17 protein-coding genes and 1 pseudogene are annotated in these 19,839 nt (G+C 67.6%); 10 read left to right on the top strand and 8 right to left on the bottom strand.

The window, feature by feature from the left end; genetic code table 11:
- Positions 1–13 precede the first annotated feature (13 nt).
- On the bottom strand, positions 14–985 hold the full coding sequence (locus tag EV649_RS38095; RefSeq protein WP_130388556.1) for a helix-turn-helix domain-containing protein: 972 nt from the start codon (positions 983–985) through the stop codon (positions 14–16).
- 59 nt (positions 986–1,044) lie between these two features.
- On the opposite strand from EV649_RS38095, the gene EV649_RS38090 reads away from it, so the two are divergent.
- Genes EV649_RS38090 through EV649_RS38080 form a run of 3 tightly spaced genes read left to right on the top strand, consistent with a single transcriptional unit; the run spans position 1,045 to position 3,717 of the window.
- Positions 1,045–2,292, top strand: a complete 1,248-nt coding sequence (locus EV649_RS38090; RefSeq protein ID WP_130388555.1) for an MFS transporter — start codon at positions 1,045–1,047, stop codon at positions 2,290–2,292.
- Positions 2,231–3,064 carry an ATP-binding cassette domain-containing protein gene (locus tag EV649_RS38085; RefSeq protein WP_130388554.1) on the top strand — a complete coding sequence of 278 codons (834 nt, stop codon included), beginning with the start codon at positions 2,231–2,233 and terminating at the stop codon, positions 3,062–3,064. Before EV649_RS38090 ends, EV649_RS38085 begins: the two co-directional genes overlap by 62 nt.
- Positions 3,061–3,717 carry a hypothetical protein gene (locus tag EV649_RS38080; protein ID WP_130388553.1) on the top strand — a complete coding sequence of 219 codons (657 nt, stop codon included), beginning with the start codon at positions 3,061–3,063 and terminating at the stop codon, positions 3,715–3,717. The genes EV649_RS38085 and EV649_RS38080 overlap by 4 nt, the downstream gene beginning before the upstream one ends.
- On the opposite strand, the gene EV649_RS38075 is transcribed toward EV649_RS38080, so the two are convergent.
- Both EV649_RS38075 and EV649_RS38070 read right to left on the bottom strand, forming a co-directional pair.
- Positions 3,718–4,764, bottom strand: coding sequence for a LacI family DNA-binding transcriptional regulator (locus EV649_RS38075; RefSeq protein WP_130388552.1), 1,047 nt, complete (start codon positions 4,762–4,764; stop codon positions 3,718–3,720).
- Between the two features lie 4 nt (positions 4,765–4,768).
- Entirely contained in the window at positions 4,769–7,123 is a 2,355-nt protein-coding gene (locus EV649_RS38070) for a glycoside hydrolase family 3 N-terminal domain-containing protein (RefSeq protein WP_241999189.1), read from the bottom strand.
- 258 nt (positions 7,124–7,381) lie between these two features.
- On the opposite strand from EV649_RS38070, the gene EV649_RS38065 reads away from it, so the two are divergent.
- The 4 genes from EV649_RS38065 (at position 7,382) to EV649_RS38050 (ending at position 13,020) form a co-directional block, all read left to right on the top strand.
- Positions 7,382–8,743 carry an extracellular solute-binding protein gene (locus EV649_RS38065; RefSeq protein ID WP_241999187.1) on the top strand — a complete coding sequence of 454 codons (1,362 nt, stop codon included), beginning with the start codon at positions 7,382–7,384 and terminating at the stop codon, positions 8,741–8,743.
- 89 nt (positions 8,744–8,832) lie between these two features.
- On the top strand, positions 8,833–9,675 hold the full coding sequence (locus EV649_RS38060; protein ID WP_130388551.1) for a sugar ABC transporter permease: 843 nt from the start codon (positions 8,833–8,835) through the stop codon (positions 9,673–9,675).
- Position 9,676: 1 nt separating this feature from the next.
- Positions 9,677–10,567: a carbohydrate ABC transporter permease gene (locus tag EV649_RS38055; protein ID WP_130388550.1), complete on the top strand. Its 891-nt coding sequence runs from the start codon at positions 9,677–9,679 to the stop codon at positions 10,565–10,567.
- A gap of 206 nt (positions 10,568–10,773) precedes the next feature.
- A complete protein-coding gene (locus EV649_RS38050) occupies positions 10,774–13,020 on the top strand; it encodes an ATP-binding domain-containing protein (RefSeq protein WP_241999185.1) in 2,247 nt (748 codons plus the stop codon).
- 49 nt (positions 13,021–13,069) lie between these two features.
- On the opposite strand, the gene EV649_RS38045 is transcribed toward EV649_RS38050, so the two are convergent.
- Positions 13,070–13,663 carry a hypothetical protein gene (locus tag EV649_RS38045; protein WP_130388549.1) on the bottom strand — a complete coding sequence of 198 codons (594 nt, stop codon included), beginning with the start codon at positions 13,661–13,663 and terminating at the stop codon, positions 13,070–13,072.
- A 186-nt stretch (positions 13,664–13,849) separates the two neighbouring features.
- Here EV649_RS38045 and EV649_RS38040 point away from each other — a divergent pair, with 186 nt between their 5' ends.
- Both EV649_RS38040 and EV649_RS38035 read left to right on the top strand, forming a co-directional pair.
- Complete coding sequence (locus tag EV649_RS38040) at positions 13,850–16,264, top strand: transglycosylase domain-containing protein (RefSeq protein ID WP_130388548.1); 2,415 nt, start codon at positions 13,850–13,852, stop codon at positions 16,262–16,264.
- A gap of 84 nt (positions 16,265–16,348) precedes the next feature.
- A complete protein-coding gene (locus EV649_RS38035) occupies positions 16,349–17,611 on the top strand; it encodes an aminotransferase class I/II-fold pyridoxal phosphate-dependent enzyme (protein WP_130388547.1) in 1,263 nt (420 codons plus the stop codon).
- Here EV649_RS38035 and EV649_RS38030 read toward each other — a convergent pair.
- Both EV649_RS38030 and EV649_RS41885 read right to left on the bottom strand, forming a co-directional pair.
- Positions 17,602–18,114, bottom strand: coding sequence for a PaaI family thioesterase (locus EV649_RS38030; protein WP_130388546.1), 513 nt, complete (start codon positions 18,112–18,114; stop codon positions 17,602–17,604). The genes EV649_RS38035 and EV649_RS38030 overlap by 10 nt on opposite strands.
- A gap of 350 nt (positions 18,115–18,464) precedes the next feature.
- Positions 18,465–18,836, bottom strand: coding sequence for a hypothetical protein (locus tag EV649_RS41885; protein ID WP_241999203.1), 372 nt, complete (start codon positions 18,834–18,836; stop codon positions 18,465–18,467).
- A gap of 13 nt (positions 18,837–18,849) precedes the next feature.
- Between EV649_RS41885 and EV649_RS41880 the strand changes: the two are divergent.
- Positions 18,850–18,909 (top strand): annotated as a pseudogene (locus EV649_RS41880) (excalibur calcium-binding domain-containing protein); the annotation flags it as partial.
- 5 nt (positions 18,910–18,914) lie between these two features.
- Here EV649_RS41880 and EV649_RS38020 read toward each other — a convergent pair.
- Both EV649_RS38020 and EV649_RS38015 read right to left on the bottom strand, forming a co-directional pair.
- Complete coding sequence (locus tag EV649_RS38020; protein ID WP_130388545.1) at positions 18,915–19,493, bottom strand: hypothetical protein; 579 nt, start codon at positions 19,491–19,493, stop codon at positions 18,915–18,917.
- Entirely contained in the window at positions 19,406–19,810 is a 405-nt protein-coding gene (locus EV649_RS38015; RefSeq protein WP_130388544.1) for a hypothetical protein, read from the bottom strand. Before EV649_RS38015 ends, EV649_RS38020 begins: the two co-directional genes overlap by 88 nt.
- Positions 19,811–19,839 lie beyond the last annotated feature (29 nt).

Here is a 19,839-nt window from a genome sequence, read left to right as displayed (position 1 = left end):
CGGCTGCACGAGCTCATCGGGGCTCGGGGCGGTTCGACGCCGGTCGCCGTACAACACGGCGGCCGGTGTCGGATTGCCAGTACAGGACTGATCGGCCGGAACGGCGACGTTCGAGCAAACCGGCGTCGGTCAGGACGCGCAGGTGGTCGGAGATGGTCGCGAGCGACAGGCCGGTGGTGGCCACGAGCAACGTTGTGCTGACCGGCTCGGCGGCCTCGACCAGGATGCGGGCGCGGTTGCGGCCGAGCAGCTGCACGAGCGGTTCGTCCGGCGTTTCCGTTGTCGCGAAGATCCCGGTTACGGGGTAGGTCAGCGCGAAGTGATCCGGCAACCGCCAGCTGACGTTCACGCGTTGGGTGTGCGCCGCGATGAACATCAGGTCGCGCCCACGTACGTCGGTCGCCGGGTAGTCCCAGCGGTTCACCTGGATCCGTCCGTCGCCGAGCCACCGGACATCGGGCCCGAGACCTCGCAGTACGCCGGACCACCCCTGCTCGCTGAGGCGCGACGTCCGCGACACGACGTCGGCCTGCAGCACCCGCAACCGCCGCGGCCAGTCCGGCTCGACCGTCGTCCGCCACACCCACCGCAGCAACCCCGCCGCCTCCGCGGCCAGCCCGGACGACGAGAGCAGGATCGATGGCAACGGCGTCCGTACGACGCAGAGGTCCGCGCGGATGTGGTCGTCGGAGAGCGACGTCAGGTACTCGAGTTCCTCCTCCAGCGTGAGGTCGGGCTCTAGCGGCGGCACGGTCAGGAAGTCCGCGACCCAGCTACGCCCGAAAGCGCTCTCCAGCAGCGCCGACGAGATCGGGCTCGCCGCCACCGCAGCCTGGAACGCGGCGCTGTGCGTGTCCTTCCACGGCCGGAACCACGGCTCGACCGGCGCACGCAGCAGCTTGAGCGCGGACACGGTCTCGGTGAGCTGCGACGTACCGAACCGTGCGTTCACGAGCGTGTCGGCATCGACCAGGAACTCGGACAACGTTTCGCCTCCATCCGAAACTGTAGGCGACGCGAGAACGGCGGTCGATGCTGCGGACCATGAGCACGTACCGGGCGATCTTCGCCAACCGGGAGTTCCGGAACCTCTGGATCAGCAGCGCGCTGGGCAACGCGTCGTCGACGATGACCAGCCTGACGCTCGCGATCCTGGTCGACGCCGCGACCGGATCCGCGTTACTCGCGGCGACCATCATGTTCGGACCGTCGCTCGCGCAGGTTCTCGGCGTTTCCACGCTGATGTCCGCGGCGGACACGGCCCGTCCCCGCCAGGTGCTCACGCTGCTCTCGGTTCTCTCGACCGTTGCGGTCGGCATCCAGGCAGCGTTCGGGCTCTCCGCCGGTCTGCGGCTCGTCCTGTCGCTCGCGGTCGCGTACGGGCTCTCGATCGGAGCCGGCGTCCGCTGGGGGCTGCTCGGCAAGGTCGTGCACTCCGACCAGTTCGTCCTCGGCCGGTCCGCGATGAACCTGTCGGTCGGCGCGATGCAGATCGCCGGCTTCGGCGTCGCGGGCGTCCTCCTGCAGGCGATCGCCCCGTCGACCGTGCTCTGGATCGCGACCGCCTGCGCCGCTCTCGCAGTACCGGTCATCCGCTTCGGCCTGCACGACCGCGCGCCGCGCCGGGTCGCGCGGACCGGCCTCGCCGAGACGTGGCGCGGCAACCGCTCTCTCCTTTCTCAGGCCCGCATACGTCCGCTGCTGCTCGCGCTCACGCTCCCGAACGGCTTGATCGTCGGCTGCGAGGCACTGTTCGTCCCGTACGCCGGTTCCCGCGCCGGCTGGTTGCTCGCGGCCGGCGCTGCCGGGATGATGACCGGCGATCTCGTGGTCGGACGTTTCCTGACGCCCAGAGGTCGCCGGATCGCGGGACAGGTTCTGCGGTTCGTACTGGCCGTACCGTTTCTCGGTTTCCTGTTCGATCTGCCGATCGCGGTCCTCTGCGTCTTGGTCGCTCTCGGGAGCAGCGGGTACTCGGCTTCGCTCGCGCAGCAGGAGGTGCTGGTCGAGCTGACGCCGGCCGAAATGCAGGGCCAGGTGCTCGGGTTGGACTCCGCGTTGCGGATGACGACGTTCGGTGTGGTCGCGATCCTGGCCGGAGCGCTCTCCGACCTGACCGCGCCCGCCCCGGCAATCGCCACGTTCGCAGCGGCTTCCCTGCTGGTCTCGATCGTCCTCACCCGCCCGCTGCACCGCGTGATGCGGCCCGCACTCTGGATAGGCTCGCCGCATGGAAGTGGTTCGGTTGCGGAAGGTGTCCAAGCGGTACGGACGCCGGGAGATCCTGGCTGACGTCGACCTGCAGCTGAACGCCGGTGAACTGCTGGCTCTGGTCGGCGCGAACGGTTCCGGCAAGTCGACCGTGTTGCGACTGATGGTCGGCCTGTCGCGACCGTCCGCGGGAACGGTGCATCGCAACGCCGGCGTCGTCAGCTACGTGCCCGATGTGTTCACGTCGCACGATCGCCTGTCGGCGTCGGCGTACCTGCGGCATATGGGGCGGATCCGTGGACTCAGTACGAGAACGGCGAGAGACCGCTCTCTCGAGTTGCTCGACCGACTTGCGCTCTCGGGCGGCGCGGACACCCCGATGCGCAAACTGTCGAAAGGCAACGCGCAGAAGGTCGCGCTCGCGCAGGCCCTGCTCGATCCGCCACAGCTTCTCGTTCTCGACGAACCCTGGGCAGGCCTCGACGCGACCGCTCACTCGACCCTGCGCGAACTCCTCACCGAGACCGCGGAACAAGGTGCCGCAGTCGCCTTCACCGAACACTCCGCCGAAGTCGTCCGCTCAACCGCAACCCGCGTCTGCGAACTCGACCGCGGCAGCCTCACCTCACTGCGCCAACAGCCCGCCCTCACTGAACTGCACCTCATCCCCGTCACTGCACACCTCAACGGCGCGGGGGTCGACTGGGAGCGTCACCCCGACGTCCTGGAGGTACGGCGTACCGAGGGCGGCGTGACTGTGCTGCTGCCGACCGGGCGGCACGACGCCGCGCTACTGACCGCGCTGAACCACGGGTGGTCGGTCGTCAGCGTGCGGCAGGTGAAAGCCGAGTGAGCGCTCTCTACCGTTACCTGCTGACCAGCGTCCTGCTTTCCCAGCGGTACCTTCCGCCGACGCTGATCTTCCTCGCCGCGATGGCCGTCGGTACGACGTCGGACAACGGCCCGTTGCAGTCGTCGTACTCGTTCTGCGTGCTGGCGATGCTCGTCTGCACGACCTGGCTCACCGTCAGCGTCGTCAACCACGAGGACCCGACCCAGCGGAAGATCACGCTGGTGATGATCGGCAGCTCGTTGCGCGTCCTGACGACGACGGTCGCCGTTGTGATCACCTGGTGCGTACCGCTCCTGGTGATCGGTCTCGTCTACCCGATCGTCACCGGCAAGCACGTCGTCACCGCCGGCGACCTCGCCGTCGGTGCGGCCGCGCAACTCGGCGCGGCGATGATCGGGATCGCGATCGGCCTGCTCTGCTCGCGTCTCGTGATCCCGCGGATCGGCGTCGCGATGCTCACCGCAGCCGCGGCGATCCTCGCCGTACTGCTCCTCCGCTGGATCTCCCCGATCCGCCCGATCATGACCGTCCTGTCCGACGAGAAGTCCGCCGGCGCCAACGCCGTACCACTCACCCTGTTGGCCGCGCTCTCCGCGATCCTGCTGTCAGCCGCCGTCCTCGCGACGAAGCTCCTCGCCGATCGCAAGGAATGATCAGGAAGCGGCGACCGACGACAGGCCGTGTGGGACGGCTGAGCCGCGGACGATGAGGGTTGTTGCCAGCTCGACGTGGTGTGAGGCGACGGGCTCCCCCGCGGCCAGTTGCAGCGCGGTGCGTACGGCGACCGCGCCGATCTCCCGGAGCGGCTGCTTCACCGTGGTCAGCTGCGGAGACGCATGCCGAGCCACCTGGGTGTCGTCGAAGCCGACCACGCTCAGGTCGTCCGGGATCCGCAGACCGCGGGCGCGCGCGGCCTCCATCACGCCGACCGCGATCTCGTCACAGCCGGCGAAGATCGCCGTCGGCCGGTCGGGCAGGTCGAGCATCATCGACCCGCCGGCCAGGCCGTCGTCGTACAGGAAGTTGTTCAGCCAGATGTAGTCCTTCGGCACCTCGGCGCCGACGGCGTCCATCGCGCTGCGGAACCCGCTCATCCGCGCCTGGTTGCAGGCCGACGTCGGCGGCCCGCCGATGTACCCGATCCGCCGGTGCCCGAGCTCGAGCAGGTGCTGGGTCGCGGCCATGCCGCCCGCGAAGTTCGTCGACCCGACGCTCGTGATGTCGGGCTGCGGTACGTCGGCCGGGTCGATGATCACCAACGGCAGCCGCGCCCGGGACAAGGCGGCCAGGTCGGCGTCGGACAGCTCGCTCGTGATCCCGACCGCGGCCCTGCGGCGGGACGCGATCAGGTCCCGCACCCAGGGTGCGGCGCGACCCGCCGAGTGCCGGCTCGGGTGCGGCGGCCGCGAGCTGAGCACGATCTCGACCCCGGCCGCTTCGCCCGCGTCGAGGACACCCTGGATCACCTCGACCGAGTAGCTGTTCAGTACGCCCTGGTAGAAGAGTTCGACCGTCTCGTGCTGGACGGGCTCCGGGCGGCGCCCGACGTACCCGTGCTTCTCGAGGACGTCCTGCACCCGGGCGCGAGTCGACGGCGAGACGTCGCTGCGCCCGTTCAGCACCTTGGACACCGTGGCGACCGACACACCGGCCGATCCGGCCACCGTGGCCAGGGTGACGCGACCCTTCAACGGCGACATCTCATCACCCTCCTCCAGGATCGTTGCTGATCGTCACCGGAGTCGTCAGGACCCGGTCGTGCCCGACCACCCTCACATCCCCGGTGAGCCGCAGCATGGCACGACACGGCAGGTCCAGCGACGACGTGCCCACCATCACTTCGACGTCTCCGGGCTCGACGATCCGGCGCAGATCGGGACCCGTGTACGCCGTGCGATCGGCGTGCACCCGGAACGTGACGTCGGCCGCCTGACCCGGCTCGAGCGACACCCGGGCAAACCCCGTCAGCAGCTTCAACGGGCGGGCGACCCGGGCGACGACGTCGCGCAGGTACAGCTGCACGACCTCGTCGCCGCCCCGGTCGCCTGTGTTCGCCACCCGTACCGTCGCGGTGAACTCGCCGTCAGTGCCGATCTCCGGCACGCTCAACCGGAGATCGGCGATCGTGAAGTCCGTGTACGACGCCCCGTACCCGAACGGATACAGCGGCTGCGTCTCGAGCCCACTGATGCCCGCGCTCTCGACACTCCCGAGCGCCGGCTGCAGGTACGTACCGGGCTGCCCACCGACGTGCCGCGGGATCTGCACCGGCAGCTTCCCGCTCGGCACGATCCGACCACTCAGTACGCCGGCAATCGCCGCAGCACCTTCCTGCCCGGGAATGAACGCCTGCACCAACCCGGCAGCCCGATCCGCGAACAACCCCAGCGCGTAAGGCCGCCCCGACACCACGACCACGACCACAGGTCGCCCGGTGTCGAGCAACGCTTCCAGCAGCTCGCCCTGCACCCCAGGCAGCCGCAGATCCTCCGCATCACATCCTTCGCCCGAAGTCCCGTGCCCGAACAACCCGGAGAGGTCACCCACGAAGGCGACACACACGTCCGAGTCCTGGGCCGCAGCGACAGCCGCCGCGAAGCCGGAGCGATCGTCTCCGATCACCTCACAGCCCTTGGCGTACGAGATGTCGGCCAACTCATTGCGCAAGGCATCGAGCGGCGAGGCCACCGAGATCCCCGGCCCACGCTCGGGATACCGCGGCAACACGTGATTCGGGAACGCGTAACAACCCATCAACGTCCGCGGATCATCAGCACAGGGACCGACCACAGCGACCTTCGCAGCACCCGACAGCGGCAGGACCGAGCCGGCGTCCAGCAAGACGACCGACTTCTCCGCAAGCTCACCCGCAAGAGACCGGTTAGCGGCCGAATCCAGATCGACGCCGGACTGCACCGAGCCCTCCGGCGTCCAGTCCTCGTCCAGCAGACCGAGCTCGGCCTTCTGCAGCAGCACCCGCCGCGCTGCGCGGTCGATCAGCTCCTCGGACACCTCCCCCGCCTTCACCTTGTCCAGCAGGCTCAAGTACCCGATCGTGTCCGGCAACTCCACGTCAGTCCCGGCGGTCAACGCGACGACCCCCGCGTCCGCGTTGTCCGCCGCCACCCGATGCATCGACGCGAGGAACGGCACCGCCCAGTAGTCCGAGACGACCGTCCCCTCGAATCCCCACTCGTCCCGCAGTACGTCGGTGAACAGCCACGGATCCGCGCTCGCGGGCAGCCCGTCGAGGTCGGCGTACGAGCTCATCACCGACCTGGCGCCGGCCGTCGCGATCGCGGTCTCGAACGTCGGCAGGATGATGTCCAGCAACTCGCGACGCCCCATCGACACCGGCCCGTGGTTCCGTCCGGCGCGCGACGCGGAGTACCCGGCGAAGTGCTTCAGCGTCGCGATGACGCCCGCGCTCTGCAGACCACGCACGTACGCCGAACCCAGAATCCCCACCAGGTAAGGGTCCTCGCCCATCGTCTCCTCAACGCGGCCCCAGCGATAGTCACGCACGACGTCGAGCACAGGCGACAGTCCTTGATGCACACCGACCGCCGCCATGTCGCGCCCGATCGCCGCCGCCATCCGCTCGACCAGCGACGGGTCGAACGTCGCACCCCACGCGATCGAGGCCGGATAGACAGTCGCGCCGTACGTCGTGAATCCGGTGAGGCACTCCTCGTGGACCAGCGCCGGCACACCGAGCCGCGACTCCTTCAGCACCACCTCGTGCTGCCGGACAACCTCGGCGATACCCTGCTCGACCGTCTGCGGGTAGCTGCCCCAGACCCGGGTGAGATGACCGAGCCCGTCGCGGCTCGCGTCCTCCAGGGACAGCGAACCGCCGACCGAGAACACGTCCTCCATCGGTGCCACGTTGATCGTCTCGTCCTCGGGGAGCTCGTGGTCGGCCATGTCGTTGCCGGCCCAGCGGCTGCCGAGCTGCGCGATCTTCTCCTCCAGCGTCATCGCCGCCAGCAGCAGCCCGGCCCGCTCGGCAGCGGGCAGCGCCGGGTCGCGCCAGGGCCGGTCAGTCGAGATGGACAAGAAAATCTCCCTTGATGAACGTTCCATTCGGTGAGCAATTATCGAAAACTTTTCGAAGCTCTCCGGTCGACCCGGCCGATCCGCCGTAGATCGATGAATCCCCTGTGCCAACAGGCGATTACGTGACCTCACTGTGACCCCAAAGTCTGCTTAGTTCAAGTCTTGACAGCAGTATCTCCGAAATCTATGTTTCGAAAACAAGTCATATCGGCAGGTGCTTCCGCAACCTGCGGGGCAGCATGGAGTACGGAGATCACAGTGGATCCCATCTCGACATCCCGACGTAACTTCCTCGGCCTGGTGGGCGGTGGCGCACTGGCGGCCGGCCTCGCGGCCTGCGGCAGCTCCGGTCCGAAGAGCACGCCCGGTTCCACCGCCGGAGCAGGCGGCGCCGGCAGCGGAGCGACGTACTGGTTCCTCACCGGACAGCCGCAGCAGGCCATCCGCGAGGCGCAGGTCAAGAGGTTCAACGACGCGAACCCGGACACCAAACTCAAGACCACCGAGTTCCAGAACGACGCGTTCAAGGCGAAGATCAAGACCGCGATCGGTGCAGGCCAGGGCCCGACGCTGATCTGGGGCTGGGGCGGCGGCGGCCTGAAGGCGTACGTCGAAGCCGGCCAGGTCGAGGATCTGACCGACTGGCTCAACAAAGAGCAGGCCGAACTGAAGAACTCGATCTTCCCGTCGGCATTCACGGCGGCGACCGCCAACGGCAAGATCTACGCGGTGCCGGGCGAGACCGTGACGCCGATCGTGCTGTTCTACGACAAGCGCGCGTTCGAGAAGATCGGCGCGGAGCCCCCGCAGTCCTGGGGCGACATCATGGACCTGGTGCCGAAGTTCAACGACAAGGGCATCGCGCCGTTCTCGCTCGGCGGCCAGTCGCGCTGGACCAACATGATGTGGCTGGAGTTCCTGTTCGACCGGATCGGCGGCAGCGAGGTCTTCCAGAACATCTTCGACGGCAAGAAGGACGGCTGGTCCGACCCGTCCGCGCTCAAGGCCCTCGACGAGATGCAGAAGCTGATCAAGGCGAACGGCTTCGTCAAGGGCTTCTCCTCGATCACCGCCGACTCCAACGCCGACCAGGCGCTGCTCTTCACCGGCAAGGCCGCGATGATGCTGCACGGCGCCTGGACCTACGGCAACATGAAATCGTCTGGTGGCGACTTCGTGACCGGCGGGCACCTCGGGTACATGAACTTCCCGCCGGTCGACGGCGGCAAGGGCGACCCGAGCGACACTGTCGGCAACCCGGGTCAGTACATGTCGATCTCGTCCAAGGCTACCGATGCCGAGAAGGCGACCGCGAAGAAGTTCATCGCGAACAACACCCTCGACGACGCCACGGTCGAGGCCTGGGTGAAGTCCGGCAGCATCCCGGTCGTGAAGAGCGCGAAGGACAAGCTCTCGTCGATCACCGACAAGAACGACTCCGCGTGGCTGAACTTCGTCTACGACACGGCGGCGAACGCGAAGAACTTCGCCCAGTCCTGGGACCAGGCCCTCAGCCCGACCCAGGCCGAGACGCTGCTCGACAACATCGCCAAGCTCTTCCAGCTGTCGATCTCCCCGCAGCAGTTCGCCACGAACATGAACGCGGTGATCGGCCAGTGAGTGTGACCGCTCCTCCCGCTCCGCCCGTTACGCAGGCCGGTGGCCGTACTGCATCGTCCAGGGTCGGGCGGAGCGGTCCGGTCGCCTGGATGGTGCTGCCCGCGCTCGTCCTGTTCATCGTGTTCGGGGTCGTCCCACTAGTCGGCGTACTCGTGCTGAGCTTCACCCAGTGGGACGGCCTCGGCGCGATCCACAACGCGGGCCTGTCGAACTGGAGGTCGGTGCTGTCCGACTCCCAGTTGCCGCACAGCATCCTGGTGACCTTCGAGATCATGATCCTGTCGTGGCTGGTGCAGACCCCGATGAGCCTGCTGCTCGGCACGTTCCTCGCCGGGCGGCAGCGGTACCGCGCGTTCCTCGCCGTCCTGTACTTCATCCCGCTGCTGCTCAGCTCGGCCGCGATCGCGATCACCTACAAGGCCCTGCTCGACCCGAACTTCGGGCTCGGCCCCGGCCTGCACCTCGGCTTCCTCACCCAGGACTGGCTCGGCCGCAGCAACCTCGCGCTCGGCGTCGTGATCTTCATCGTGTCCTGGCAGTTCATCCCGTTCCACTCGCTGATCTACCAAGGCGGCGTCCGGCAGATCCCGACCACGATGTACGAGGCGGCCTCGATCGACGGCGCCGGTCGGATGCGGCAGTTCTTCAGCATCACGGTGCCGCAGCTGAAGTACACGATCATCACGTCGTCCACCCTGATGGTGGTCGGCTCGCTGACGTTCTTCGACCTGATCTTCGTCCTGACCGCGGGCGGTCCCGGCGACGCCACGCGCGTCCTCGCCCTCGACATGTACAAGCGGGGCTTCATGTCCAACCAGATGGGTCCGGCCAGCGTGATCGCCGCCCTCATCGTGCTGCTCGGCCTGGCGCTCGCACTGCTGCTGCGCCGACTGGGTGGCAGTACGACGGCAAGCCAGCAGGAAGGTGCGTGACATGGCTGTGGCCACCAGCAGCTCGGGTACGGCGACCCGCCCGGCGCGCAGCCCCTCGTTCCGCGCCCGCAAACTGCTCCAGCTGAACTGGTTCGGCGGACTCGCCGGCTGGATCTGGCTGGCGATCGTGCTCATCCCGCTCTACTGGATCGTCGTCACCAGCTTCAAGGACCAGAGTGCGTACTTCACGCAGAACCCGTTCGCGCTGCCGTCCGCGCCGACGACGAACAACTACAGGCTGGTCATCGAGTCCGACTTCCCGCGGTACTTCCTGAACAGCGTGATCGTCACCGTGGGCACGATCCTCCCGGCCGTCGCGATCTCGTTCATGGCGGCGTACGCGATCATCCGCGGCGCCGGCAGCAAGTTCCTTGCCGGAGTCAACGGTCTGTTCCTGATGGGGCTGGCGATCCCGCTGCAGGCCACGATCATCCCGGTGTACCTGCTGATCATCAAGATGCACCTCTACGACAGTCTGCTGGCGCTCATCCTGCCGTCGATCGCGTTCTCGATCCCGCTGTCCGTGCTGGTGCTGACGAACTTCATCCGCGACGTACCCAAGGAACTGTTCGAGTCGATGCGCGTCGACGGCGCCACCGAATGGGGCATGCTCCGCGGCCTCGCCCTGCCCCTCACCCGGCCGGCGCTCGTCACGGTCAGCATCTACAACGGGCTCGGCGTGTGGAACGGGTTCCTGCTACCGCTGATCCTCACCCAGAGCCCCGACAAGAGAACCTTGCCGTTGGCACTGTGGACCTTCCAGGGCCAGTACAGCGTGAACGTCCCCGCAGTCCTCGCCTCCGTAGTCCTCACCACCCTGCCGATCGTCATCCTGTACGCCGTAAGCCGCCGCCAACTCCTCAGCGGCCTAACCGCCGGCTTCAGCCGCTAAAACACCCGCCGGGGTCTGGGAACAGGCTATTGCTTGTTCCCAGACCCCGGCGGGTGTGCTCAGCCCTGCTCTGAATCTCTTGCGGCAAATTCCCCGAAAAGGTACCGTGGGGTGTTTGTGCCGTAAAACAAAAAAGAAGCCCTGTCCGGGCTTCTAGGTTCAGATTATCAAACTCTCCGGGTTTGTGCAAGGGATCGGGGGCAGGGGTGCTGGAGCAGGAGATCGCTGCAGAGCAAGGCGAAGTGACGATCATGTACGAGCGGCTCGATGTGCTGCGTGAAAAGGCGCGCGGCGAACTGGGCCGGGTGCAGGTCGAGGAAACCGCCCAGACGGATCAGGCCTGGTCGGAGCGGGAGTCGTTCACGGATCTGTTCTCCGGGCGGTTCTCGCAATTGTCGTCGGTGGAACGCGGATTGTGTTTCGGGCGAATCGACGAGACCGCCGGCGAACGGTTCCACATCGGCCGGATCGGGTTGTTCGACGACGACTACAACCCGCTGCTGATCGACTGGCGGACGCCGGTCGCGCAAGTGTTCTACCGGGCCACCGCCGCCCAACCGCTCGGCGTCAAACGCCGCCGGCACATCCGGCTGCACGGCCGGACCGTGGTCGGGGTCGACGACGACCTCCTGGACGCCGACGCGATCGACGACGGCGAACGCAGCACGCTGATCGGCGAAGCGGCACTGCTCTCGTCGCTCGGCGCGAGCCGCACCGGCCGGATGAACGAGATCGTCGCGACGATCCAGTCCGAGCAGGACGAGATCATCCGGTCCGGCCTGCCCGGAGTACTCGTCGTACAGGGCGGTCCGGGCACCGGCAAGACCGTGGTCGCGCTGCACAGAGCGGCGTACCTGCTCTACACGCATCGCGAGCAGCTCGGGCGGAGCGGCGTACTGGTAGTAGGACCCAACAGCACGTTCCTGCGCTACATCGACCAGGTACTCCCCTCGCTCGGTGAGACCGACGTCGTGCTCGCGACGATCAGCGAGATGTTCCCGGGCGTCGCGGCGACCGCGCCGGAGCCGGCCGAGGCAGCGCGGATCAAGGGCAACCTGGCGATGGCCGACGTGATCGCGCAGGCGATCGCCGGCTTCCGGGTCGTCCCGGCCAAGCCGATCCGGCTGAAGGTCCACCAGGACGAGCTAGTACTTCGGCCGGACGCGATCCGCAAAGCACAACAAGGCGCGCTCGCTGCGCAGCCGCTGCACAACCGGGCCCGGCCGCTGTTCGTCCGGCGCGTCCTCAAGACCCTCACCAAGCAGGTGGTCGACCGCATCGGCCGGCAGTACGTCGGGGAAGCGGACATCGAGGACATCGAGCAGGAATTGTTCGACGACGACCACATCCTCGAGCTCCTCGACCAGTTGTGGCCCGAGCTCACACCGCAGCTCCTCGTCTCAGTTCTGTTCTCCTCGGACGACGGGCTGGCCGCCGCTGCACCGCATCTCAGTGCCTCCGAGCGTTCCGCCGTACTGCGTCCACTCGCCACGGACTGGACTGCGTCGGACGTTGCACTGCTCGACGAAGCGGCCGAGTTGCTCGGCGAGACCTCCGACGTCGTTGCCGGACGCAAGCGCCAGGCGGCCGAGGATGATGCCGCCGAGGAAGCGGGCCGGGAGTACGCGCACGGCATCGTCGACATCGAGCTGACCGCCGAGCGGATCACCATCGAGCCTTGGGAGATCGAGCAGTTCAAGGACCTGATCGCCCAACGCACGCGCGTGTTCAACAGGCCGGCGGGTAGCACCGAGGGTGCGGCGTACAACCGTGACTGGGTGTTCGGCCACGTCATCGTCGACGAGGCCCAGGAGCTGTCCGCGATGGACTGGCGGATGCTGATGCGCCGCTGCCCGCGCCGGTCGATGACGATCGTCGGCGACATCGCGCAGACGGGCTCGGCTGCCGGCGTACGGTCCTGGGCCGAGCTCCTCGACCGGTACGCCGCCCGCCGCTGGCGCACCGCCGAACTGACGGTCAACTACCGCACCCCGTCCGAGATCATGACGGTCGCCGCCGACATCCTCGCCGCCATCGACCCGACCTTGCAGCCACCCACCTCGGTCCGCGAGACCGGCACCACCCCCTTCATCGACCCGGTCCCGCCCGCAGCCCTCGCCGACGCGGTGCGCACCGCGATCAAGTTCGAGCAGCGGGAGATCGGCGACGGCCGCCTTGCCGTGATCGTCCCGGCATCCCGGTACAACGAGTTCGCCGCCGTACTCCCAGAAGTTGCCCACAGCCACGACCCGTCCGTCCTCGACGGCACCGTCGCCCTCCTCGACGTACCCCAGTCCAAAGGCCTCGAATTCGACGCAGTCCTGATCGCCGACCCAGCCACCATCGTCAAAGAATCCAACCGCGGCCTCTCAGACCTCTACGTAGCCATCACCCGAGCCACCAAACGCCTAACCGTCCTCGGCAAGCTCCCGGACGTCCTCAGGCAGCGATGACGGACGAAGCGGCTACCGGGCAGGGTGGTGGCCCGGTAGCCGCGGATTGTCAGCCGGCGAGGGTGATGGAGGTGGTTGCCTTGTCGAGGACCTTGGTGAGTGTTGCTCGGTCCTTCAGGCGGCCGCCTACTGTCATTTCTACGTTGGCGGAGTTCAGGGACCACATCGCGATGTAGCGGGTTGCGACGTACCGGGTCGTGGATCCGCTGCGGTAGGTGTAGACGAGGGTTGTCACGGTGAGCGGGCCCTGGCCGGAGGTCGACTTCATCGTGGTCGTCTTGCGGCTGAGGATCTTCAGGCCTCGCGTGCCCTTCAGTGCGGCCTGCTTGCGTTTGGCGGCCACCGCGGTGCTGGGTCCGGTGATGTTCATCCGGATCCGGATCATCCGCGGCGCGGTCCGGTCCGCGAACCGGTACTCGTCCGTGCCCAGCCGGATCGCCCGCCACGTCTTGGGCAGTACCGCCGTCGCGAAGCACCCCTCGTCGTAGTAACAGTTGAAGTACCGCTTCACGAACACCGGCTGGGCTGTGCCGGCCGCGGCCGATGTAGTTGCCGAGTCAACCTTGGCTTCCGCCGGCGATACCCCCGCCAGCACCATCCCCGCGGCCCCCACGACCGCGAGTCCTACTCCCCAACGCTTCATCCCGTTCCCCCTTGTTCGCGTGCTTCTTGTACTGGTTGGACGCCCGGTGTGGGGTGGTGGTTGGGGGTGGGATGATCGTCGGGTAGTGAGGTTTTGGCTACTGACGGTGAGATCGTTGGGCTAATGTGTAAATTCCGTAACGAGGAGACTCCCGGAAAGCACTCTCCTCACGTAATCTGCCCAACCATGCACAAAGGCGAGCGGCGGGCCAAGCGGCCCAATGTCGTGTGGTCAGTGTTCGTGTTCCTCGTGGTCAGCGCGCTCGCTGGAGCGCTGACCGCCGGGCTGGCCCTACCCTTCGCCGGTCTGGCCGGAGTGACCACGGCCAAGGCGCACGAGACGGTGCAGTTCCTGCCCCAGGACCTGCAGACGGCGCCGCTTGCGCAGAAGTCGATCATCCAGGCCGCGGACGGCAAGGTCATCGCGACGCTGTACCAGCAGAACCGGACCCCGGTCCCGCTGAAGGCGATCAGCCCGGTGATGCTGAAGGCAATCGTCGCGATCGAGGACGACCGGTTCTACGAGCACGGTGCGCTGGACTTCAAGGGCACCCTGCGCGCGCTGCTGCGCAACCAGTCGTCCGGCGGGGTCCAGCAGGGCGGCTCGAGCATCACCCAGCAGTACGTGAAGCTGAGCCTGATCAACAAGGCCCGTACGCCGGAAGAGGTCAAGGACGCCACTGCCGAGACCTACGAGCGGAAGATCGCCGAGCTGCGCTACGCGATCGCGGTCGAGAAGGAGATCCCGAAGACGGAGATCCTGAACCGCTACCTGAACCTGGCCTTCTTCGGTGACCGTTCGTACGGCGTCGAGGCCGCGGCGATGCACTACTTCGGCGTCCACGCGGCCAAGCTGACGCTGCCGCAGGCCGCGATGCTGGCCGGCCTGGTGAAGAACCCGAGCGGGTACGACCCGATCGACAGCCCGGACCGCGCGAAGGCCCGGCGCGACGTCGTCCTGCGCCGGATGAACGAACTGAACATCATCACCGCCAAGCAGGCCCAGGACGCGATCAAGACCCCGGTGATCGACCCCAAGAAGGTCCGCGTGATCCCGAGCGGCTGCGCGAACTCGACGTACCCCTTCTTCTGCGAGTACGTCGTCTCCAAGCTCAAGGCGAACAATGCGTTCGGCAAGACGCCGGAGGAACGCGAGAACTACATCGAGACCTCCGGCCTGGTGATCAAGACCTCGCTCGACCGGAAGATGCAGGCCGCCGCCCAGACCGCGATCGCGCAGCATTCGAAGGCCGGCGACCAGGCCGTCGCCGCGATCACGATGGTCGAGCCGGGCACCGGCCTGGTGAAGGCGATGGCGCAGAGCCGCGCGTACGGCGGGAAGAAGGGGCAGACGGCGTACAACTACAACGTCGAGAAGTCCTACGCCGGCGGTTTCGGCGGGTTCCAGAACGGTTCGACGATGAAGGCGTTCACGATCGCCGCCGCGATCGGCAAGGGCGTGCCGACGACGTACCGGATCCGCTCGCCGCAGACGATCAGCCTCGGCGGCCAGAACTTCAGTACCTGCAACGGCCCGATCTCGGTCGACTCGTACAACCCGAAGAACTCCACGAAGACCGTCCTCGACCCGTCGATGGTCGACGCGGCCCGTGCCTCAACCAACACCTACTTCCTGCAGCTGTCCCAGCAGATCGGTCTCTGCCCGATCACCACGATCGCGTCCCAGCTCGGCATGTACGACGCGCAGACGCTGAAACCGCTGCAGCAGGTGGTCTCGTTCACACTCGGCTCGGCGGGTCTGATCACGCCGCTGATGATGTCCAACGCGTACGCGACGTTCGCGGCCCGCGGCATGTACTGCAACCCGCAGATCATCACGTCGATCTCCTCGCTGAAGACCGGCAAGGCGATCCCGACGCCCGGCCCGAACTGCCACCGGGTGCTGTCGCCGGGGGTCGCGGACGGTGTCAACTACGTGCTGCAGCAGGTGATGGCGAAGGGCGGTACCGGCGCCAAGCTGAAGTTCGGCAAGAGCGACCTGGCCGGCAAGACCGGCACGATCCAGGAGAACCAGGCCGTCTGGTTCTCCGGCTACTCGTCGAGGCTCGCGGCGGTCTCCGTGGTCGCCGACGCCGACCCGCCGGCAGAGAACCTGATCAACCAGGTCTTCAACGGCAAGAAACTGAAGGACGCCTCGGGTTCCGGCACCGCCGGCCCGATCTGGGAGTCCGCGATGCAGGGTGCGTTGCAGGGGCTGCCGACCAGCAAGTTCGTGAAGCCGGACGACAAGATCATCCGCGGCAACGTGAAGGACCTGCCGTACCTGAAGGGCATGACCCCCGCCGACGCGGCCGCGAAGCTGCTGTCGATGGGCTTCAAGGTCCAGATGAGTCACGGCCCGCAGGTCGACTCGGACGCGCCGGCCGGGACGGTCGCCTGGACGAACCCGCGGCAGGAGGACGGCGCACCCGAAGGCGCGATGGTCCTGCTGTACATCTCCAACGGCAGCAAGGCCAAGCCACCGACGCCGCCGGTCACCCCGCCGACGCCACCCGTGACCCCGCCGACCGTCAAGCCGCCACCAGGATTCCCGACCTGCCCACCCTGGGACCCGCGCTACCCCAAGTGCAACGGCCGCTGACCCGGGACGGTCCCTGTTTCTGCGCTTCGTCGGGTGATCACTAGGCTGGGGGTCAATAGCTAGTACTTGGGAAAGGACTCCTCCGTGAGTGTCGATGAGCTGGTTGGTCAGGTTGAGCGTGCGCGGTCGGATTATGAGGCGCTGGTGGCCAAGGGGCTCAAGTTGGATCTGACGCGGGGGAAGCCGTCGCCCAAGCAGTTGGATGCGGCGAACGGGGTGCTGGGGCTGAGCGGTGATCCGGTATCCGCGGACGGGACGGATCTGCGGAACTACGGCGGGCTCAACGGGCTGCCGGAGGTACGGGCGATCTTCGCCGCGGACCTGCAGGTGCCGGTCGAGCAGCTGCTCGCGGCCGGGAACTCGAGCCTCGAGCTGATGCACGACGCGATCGTGTACGCGTTGCTCGGGAAGGTGCCGGGCGCCGAGCAGCGATGGGCCGACGTGGAGGGGCTGACGTTCCTCTGCCCGGTCCCGGGGTACGACCGGCACTTCGGGATCTGCGAGCGGTACGGGATCAAGATGATCCCGGTGCCGATGACGCCCGAGGGCCCGGACATGGACGTCGTCGAGCGGCTGGTCGCCGAGGACGCCGCGATCAAGGGCATCTGGTGCGTGCCGAAGTACAGCAACCCGGACGGCGCGGTGTACTCCGACGAGACCGTCCGGCGGCTGGCCGCGATGGAGACGGCGGCGCCGGACTTCCGGATCTTCTGGGACAACGCGTACGCCGTGCACCACCTGACCGACTCCCCCGCCCAGCTCGCCGACGTGCTCGCGCTGTGCGCCGAGAACGGGCACCCGGACCGGGCGTTCGTGTTCGGGTCGAGCTCGAAGATCACCTTCGCCGGCGCCGGCGTCGCGTTCTTCGGGTCCTCACCGGCGAACATCAAGTGGTGGCTGAGCCACACGGTCAAGCGGAGCATCGGGCCGGACAAGATCAACCAGCTGCGGCACGTGCAGTTCCTCCGCGACGCCGACGGCCTGCACGAGCACATGCGGACGCTGGCCGCGCTGATCCGGCCGAAGTTCGACGCGGTCGACAAGATCCTCACCGCCGAGCTCGGCGGCACCGGCCTCGCGTCCTGGACGGCTCCGGCCGGCGGCTACTTCGTCAGCCTGCAGGTCCCCGAGGGCTGCGCTCGCGAGGTGGTCGCCAAGGCGAAGGCGGCCGGCATCGCGATCACGCCGGCCGGCGCGACGCACCCGTACGGCGACGACCCGACCGACCAGGTCATCCGGATCGCCCCGACGTACCCGGAGCTGCCCGAGGTCGAGGCGGCGATCACCGGTCTCGCCACCTGCGTGCGGCTCGTGGCGAGCGAGAAGCTCCTGGCCGATCAGGCCTGAGGCAGTTCGAAGAGCAGGCAGTTCGACGTTGCGTGGGCGAGGAGTTTGCCGCGTTCGTCGTACAGGTGGGCCTCCGCGACCGCCGTACGACGACCGCGGCTGATGATCCCGCCCTCGCAGCGCAACAGGCCCGAGTCGATCGTGACCGGCTTGATGAAGCGGGTCATCAGGTCGAGTGACGTGTAGCCGACGCCGGCCGGCAGCGTCGAGTGGACGGTGCAGCCGGCGGCGGTGTCGAGCAGTGTCGCGATGACTCCGCCGTGCACCGTGCCGAGCGGGTTGTAGTGGAACTCGGCCACCGGCATCAGCACCGTGACTTTGCCTTCCTCGACCTCGATCTCGGTCCCGCCGACCAGGTGCAGGATCGGCGGTGCGGGCAGCTCCCCGTCGCGCATCGCCCGCAGCATCTCGAGGCCCGACGAGCGGCCGACCCGGGCCGCGGTCTCGGCCGGGTCCGCCCACGAGAACGTCCGGCTCCGGGTCGCCTGCTCAGTCTCCGTCATGGATCGAGCTTCACACCCCCACCTGAGTCTGTCAACGAGACTTAGCACTCAATGCGAGGTCGCCCGACGTCACCGCGCGACGCCGTACCGCGATCGGGTCCGGGCACGCGTCGACGTACAAGCGTTTAAATATTGGGATTTCGGGACCTCCCGTCTTCCTTCGTCCGACCCTCTCGCTAGGCTGCTGCCAGTACTGGGGGAGGAAGAGTGAGGCAGTTCAACGCACCGCCCGGTTGGCCCGACCCGCCGACCGCGCGCTGGCGACCACCGAAGAGATGGCGTCCGCCCGAGTCGTGGCCGCCTGCACCAGCGGGATGGAGATTCTGGGTCGACGGACACGGTCGGCCGGTTCACGGCCCGATTGGTCGGTACGGCGGACCCAGCAGGATCAAGCTCGGCGCCGTCGTGGCCGTACCACTCGCGCTGATCGCGGTGGTGCTGCTCAACCCGTTCGGCGGCGGTGACGAGTCCGCGAGTACGACGCCCGTGCGAATCTCGGAACCCACGTCGACGCCAACGAGCACACCGGTCGCGGAGCCAACGGCCGTCGCGACGGCTCCGGAGCGAACCGAGAGTCCCGAGGCCGGCCGGACGCCGACGCCGACCGAGAGCCAGACGCCGAGTGCGACGCCGGAGGTCACGACGGCGCCAACCCCGACGCCGACCGAGCCGTCGCCGACGAGCTCCTCGACGGCGCCGACCCCGACTACGGCCCCGGTCACGACCACTGCGGTCGTGTACCAGAGCTGTGCGGAGGTTCGCGCGGCGGGCAAGGCGCCGCTGCACCGCGGGGATCCGGGCTACTCGACGGCGCTCGATCGCAACGGCGACGGCGTGGCCTGCGAACGCGGCAACTCCTGACGGATCCCTTCGTTCCACAGCTCCTGCGTCTGGCTGATCCAGAAGGCCGCGAACAGCAGGATCAGCGTGCCCTCGATCCAGAGCACCGCATGGTCCCAGCCGAAGATCTTCTTCCAGCCGAACATGAGCAGCGGTACGACGACCATCGCGACCGCAATCACGGAGTACCGGTTCGCCGGTGAATGCGGGATCGCGTGCTTGCGTTGCTTGCGCCGGAACTGCTCCGCGTTCAGCAGCACGACCGCGACGATGCACAGGAACATCACGATCGCGGCCGCGTAGTGCGCGTTGCCGATGAACCCGGAGCGATCGACGAAGAACCACGCCAGCCCGCCGCCGAAGATCACCACCGCTACCGCGAGGCCGAGCACGTACATCGGCGTCCACCCGGCCGGCTGCCGGATCCGGTCCCGGGCGATGAAGACCGCGGTCAGCAGCAGGCACGGTACGCCGACCACGAACAGCGCGAGCATGTTGTTCGCAACGTTCGCGGCCGCGTCGCCGAGCGCGACCGGCACCGAGTGACACGTGCCCTGTCCCGGCGTCGGCACGAGCGCGACGGCCGGGGCCAGGATGCCGGCCACGTTGAGCAAATGTCCTCCGGCTCGGTGTTGCCCTTCAGCACCACCATGCAGACGCCGATGGTGATCAGCGAGCCGACGAAGATCGCGCGGACCGGCGTGTAGTAGTACGCGCTGATCGACGTCTGCAGGCAGTGCGGGTCGGTCTTCGCCCACTCGATGACCAGTGCGGCGGCGAGCAGGACGATCATCGCCGGCATCGCCATCCGCAGGTACCGATAGGTCTTGATGGAGTAGCCACCGGGCACGGTCATCCTCGGCCCCCTCGAGACGAGCTCCCTGG

Source organism: Kribbella sp. VKM Ac-2569 (assembly GCF_004216905.1).
Taxonomy (GTDB): domain Bacteria; phylum Actinomycetota; class Actinomycetes; order Propionibacteriales; family Kribbellaceae; genus Kribbella.
This window is presented reverse-complemented; position numbering and strand designations above follow the sequence as displayed.

Coding starts and splice junctions, on each gene's coding strand:
- EV649_RS38090 (WP_130388555.1), top strand. CDS start 1,045: ATGAGCACGTACCGGGCGATCTTCGCCAACCGGGAGTTCCGGAACCTC.
- EV649_RS38085 (WP_130388554.1), top strand. CDS start 2,231: ATGGAAGTGGTTCGGTTGCGGAAGGTGTCCAAGCGGTACGGACGCCGG.
- EV649_RS38075 (WP_130388552.1), bottom strand. CDS start 4,764: ATGTCGCCGTTGAAGGGTCGCGTCACCCTGGCCACGGTGGCCGGATCG.
- EV649_RS38060 (WP_130388551.1), top strand. CDS start 8,833: ATGGTGCTGCCCGCGCTCGTCCTGTTCATCGTGTTCGGGGTCGTCCCA.
- EV649_RS38055 (WP_130388550.1), top strand. CDS start 9,677: ATGGCTGTGGCCACCAGCAGCTCGGGTACGGCGACCCGCCCGGCGCGC.
- EV649_RS38045 (WP_130388549.1), bottom strand. CDS start 13,663: ATGAAGCGTTGGGGAGTAGGACTCGCGGTCGTGGGGGCCGCGGGGATG.
- EV649_RS38040 (WP_130388548.1), top strand. CDS start 13,850: ATGCACAAAGGCGAGCGGCGGGCCAAGCGGCCCAATGTCGTGTGGTCA.
- EV649_RS38030 (WP_130388546.1), bottom strand. CDS start 18,114: ATGACGGAGACTGAGCAGGCGACCCGGAGCCGGACGTTCTCGTGGGCG.
- EV649_RS38015 (WP_130388544.1), bottom strand. CDS start 19,810: ATGACCGTGCCCGGTGGCTACTCCATCAAGACCTATCGGTACCTGCGG.